Origin of the sequence: Longimicrobium sp., assembly GCF_048594345.1 — a bacterium.
Lineage (GTDB): Bacteria > Gemmatimonadota > Gemmatimonadetes > Longimicrobiales > Longimicrobiaceae > Longimicrobium.
On sequence record NZ_JBMDXM010000091.1, the window covers coordinates 1 to 3,528 of the forward strand.

The 3,528-nt window shown below is 68.8% G+C and carries 2 protein-coding genes; one reads left to right on the top strand and one right to left on the bottom strand.

All coding sequences use genetic code 11. The features are described 5' to 3' along the window. Positions 1–278: 278 nt before the first annotated feature. Entirely contained in the window at positions 279–1,382 is a 1,104-nt protein-coding gene (locus tag ACOJUJ_RS10090; RefSeq protein WP_420126741.1) for an AI-2E family transporter, read from the top strand. A gap of 1,067 nt (positions 1,383–2,449) precedes the next feature. On the opposite strand, the gene ACOJUJ_RS10095 is transcribed toward ACOJUJ_RS10090, so the two are convergent. Then, entirely contained in the window at positions 2,450–3,055 is a 606-nt protein-coding gene (locus tag ACOJUJ_RS10095; protein WP_420126742.1) for a L,D-transpeptidase, read from the bottom strand. Positions 3,056–3,528: the final 473 nt, after the last annotated feature.

Below are 3,528 nucleotides of genomic sequence, written 5' to 3' on the forward strand. Positions count from 1 at the left end.
GCCGCGGCTGCCGCCGCCAAGCCCAAGGGCGGCGCCAAGGCCAGCGTGGCGGCCTCGACGGGTGGTTCGGCGGGCGGCGCTACCGGTGGCGGCCGGTCCGGCGGCGGGACGAGCGGGAGCAAGTCGGGCGGCTCGAAGAGCGGCGGGCGCGGCGCGCGCTGACCCCGGCAGGTGACGGCGCACGCAGGCCGCGTCCCTCCGGGGGCGCGGCCTCGTTCTTTCATATAGCCTCCGCGACGCCGGCCCGACCGGTAATCCGTACCTCCACAGGCATCCGCATGGCCGACACCGAAGTCCGCCGCATCGTCTGGAGATCTGCCGACGTGGCGCGGATCTTCATCATGGGAATGTTCTTCCTGTTCGTGTGGCGCTTTTTCTGGATGGTGCACAGCGCGCTGTTCATCGTCATGCTGGCCATCCTGATCGCCATCGTGATCCACGCGCCCGCCAAGCGGCTCACGCGGCTGGGGGTGCCGTTCCGCTTTGCGCTCCCGCTGATGGTGATCGTGTTCGTGGGGTCGCTGGTGGGGCTGATGGTGGCGATGGTGCCGGAGCTGATGGCGCAGGTGCGGCTGCTGGCCACGCAGCTTCCCGAGACGCTGGACCAGGTGCAGGTGTGGTTCCGCGAGCAGACCGGGCAGGGGCCGGAATCGGAGCTGTCGCGGTCGCTGAGCGCGCAGGTGTCGGGCTTCATCAGCCGCTTTGTGCCCATTGCGTTCAACATGATCAGCACGGTGCTGGGCTCGTTCGCCATCATCGTGCTGGCCACGTTCTTTGCGGCGCAGCCCGACGTGTACCGCAACCTGCTGATGCGCTTTGTCCCCGTGGAGTCGCGGGACCGGTGGGAGCGCATGTACGCCGAGGCGGGCTCCAACCTGCGCCGCTGGACGCTGGGCAAGGCGATCACCATGCTGGGGATTGGCGTGGTGACGTACATCGGGCTCACGCTGTTCAAGATCCCCGGCGCGCTGGCGCTGGCGGCGTTCGCCGCGCTGATGGAGTTCATCCCCAACTTTGGGCCCACGATCGCGGCGGCGCCTGCGATGGTGGCGGCGTTCGCCATCTCGCCGCGGACGGCGCTGTACGTGGCGGCGTTCTACTTTCTGCTGCAGCAGGTGCAGAACGCCATCACCGTTCCGCTGGTGGAGCGGCGCGCGGTGAACATTCCGCCGGCCATGCTGCTGGTGTGGCAGCTGATGCTGGCGGTGGGGTTCGGGATCCTGGCGCTGTTCGTGGCGACACCCATGCTGGCGGTGCTGGCGGTCGCCGTGCGCATTCTGTACCTGGAACCGTCCGAAGAGCGGCAGACGTGGAACCGGCGCGAAACGGAGACGGTTCCCGTGCCGCCGGATGCGCAGCCGCCGGCGGTGGTGAACGGGTGAACGGGTGAACGGGTGAGCGGGTGAGCGGGTGAGCGGGTGAGCGGGTGAGCGGGTGAGCGGGTGAGCGGGTGAGCGGGTGAGCGGGTGAGCGGGTGAACGGGCCGGCTTGACGGCGCTTCGGATGGCTCCGCGCAGGCCCCCTCCGCGCCGGCACCACCGGCCCACCTCCCCCGAAACTGCCGGGAGAGGTTGAGGCAGGGCGGGGGCTGGGGTGCTTCGGAGAGGGCGGGGCGAGGGGCCGGTGCCCTCTCCGCTCGCTCAGGCTCGCACCTCCCTCAAAAAAGACTGGGGGAGATTGGGCTGTAGGGCAGGGTTGGAGGTGCTTCGGATGGCTCCGCGCAGGCCCCCTCCGCGCCGGCACCACCGGCCCACCTCCCCCGAAACTGCCGGGAGAGGTTGAGGCAGGGCGGGGGCTGGGGTGCTTCGGAATCGGGGGCGCGAGGGGCAGGCGCCCCCTCCGCTCGCTCAGGCTCGCACCTCCCCCAAAAAAGACTGGGAGGTTGGGCTGTAGGGCAGGGTTGGAGGTGCTTCGGATGGGGTGGTGCGGGATGGTGAGCGCCCCCCTCCCCGGCCCTCCCCCGCAAACTGCGCGGGGGAGGGAGGTGCGACGCACCTTGCCGAAGCGGGATCGAATTTCTCCTCTCCCCCCTGCAGTTCGGGGGGGGGAGAGGCCGGGAGAGGGGGGCGCCCGGGGACACAGTTCGATGCCGGTCGTCGAGCCACGAGTGGGGATGTGATCCGATCCTTCCCCATCGCGATCGACGTTCTCCCCTCTCCGTGAGGAACGAACGGGGAGGGGTCGGGGGAGGGGCACCCCGTCGGGCGCCAGTTCGATTCGGTTTGTCGAGCCTCGATCCATCGGTCACCCCAACCTCCCCCAGTCTTTTTTGGGGGAGGTGGGCGAGGTTTACGAGCCCGGAGGGGGCGCCGCCGACGCAGCCCGATGCCGGTCGCAGCGGCCATCGAAGTGATCTCGACGACCTGCTTCTCGCTTCTCCATCGACCAGAAAACGAAAGCGGGCTCCGCAACGTCGCGGAGCCCGCCGTATCATCCCCGCGCTCGTTCGTCAGGCGCGGACGCGCAGGGACACGGGCTGCGACAGGCGCACGTCGGTGGTGCTGCGGACGCGGTTGATGACGCCCCTGAACCACCCGGCGTCGCGCCGCTCGCCGCCGTTCTCCATCACCATCCGCGCCAGCTCGATGACGTCGGCGTTGCGCATGCGCACGCAGCCGTGCGACTCGGCCTGGCCCAGCGAATCCGTCTCGCGGGTGCCGTGGATGTAGTAGTCCGGGGCACGGAAGAAGATCTTTACCTTGCCCATGGGGTTGCGCGGGTCGCCCGCCTCGCGCGGGCGCCTGTTGCGCGCCCACTCGGCGTCGGGCGGAACCCACCGCGGGTTCCACACCAGCCGGTTTACCCGGAACGAGCCCGTGGGCGTGGGGTGGGCCGGCTTGCCGATGGCCACCTGGTACTCGCGCACGGTCTCGCCGTCCTCCGTAACGTACAGCATGCGGTCGGACAGGTCGACGATGATGCCAAACCCGTCCTGTGCCGCGGCGGTCTCGGCCCGCTCGGCGGCGGCGGCCTGGGTGGCCGCGCCTCCCCCGCCCACCAGCATTCCCGTCGCAAACGCGGTGAGCGCGGCCCTGCGCACTCGAATCGTCTTCATCTCAGATCCCGTCCCTGCAACGGTTTACGTATCCAGATCCGCAACCGCACAGGCCAGTATCGTGCCAAACGGATGATTTGCGAGTCAGGTGGAGGGACGCGGGCCGGCGCGATCGATCCCCCTGGTTGTATGACCGCCTGAGCGCTGAGCCGTTCGAAGAGCTGCAGGAAATCGCCAGGTTTTTGGGCGCGGACGCGGAGCGGCGGGCAGCTTCCACGTGGTGCGGATAGGCGTCGGCAGGCTCGTCTGGAGCGATTGAAATCGCGGCAACGACGTCACGCTGTCCGCCTGCGCGGACACGGCGGCACGGGGAGCTAGTGCAGTTCCACACAACAAAGTATGCAAAGTAAACAAAGAGGTGTTATCTTGGAGGGATGAACTCCAAGAAGCCACCGCCGTTGTTTGTACGCGAGCCATCTTCCGAGGAACGCGCCGGCCTTGAAGCGGCTCTCCGCTCGGCTGATGCATTCCCG